At 59.4% G+C, this 229-nt stretch carries 1 pseudogene; it reads left to right on the top strand.

Annotation, left to right across the window (positions count from 1 at the left end):
* Positions 1-229 (top strand): annotated as a pseudogene (locus RMT89_RS45790) (hypothetical protein); the annotation flags it as partial.

The raw sequence follows: 229 nt of genomic DNA, 5'->3' as shown, positions 1-229 counted from the left end.
ACCGACCTGCGCATCTCGGTCACGGACCGCTGCAACTTCCGCTGCGTGTACTGCCGCTCTGCCGATCCAGAAAATTACTGGGAGCACGACGAGGTTCTGTCGTGGGAAGAGCTGCACCGGCTGGCGCGCGTGCTGGTCGGTGATCTTGCGCCCGAATTTATCGTAGAGGCTCATCGTGCCAAAAATAAAAACCCGATTCGCGCATGGAATCGGGCTCGCCGGAAATCCG

It is taken from the genome of Streptomyces sp. P17 (genome assembly GCF_032436805.1).
Classification (GTDB): domain Bacteria; phylum Actinomycetota; class Actinomycetes; order Streptomycetales; family Streptomycetaceae; genus Streptomyces.
The sequence above is the reverse complement of the archived record's forward strand: the minus strand, read 5'-3'. Positions and strand labels throughout refer to the sequence as shown.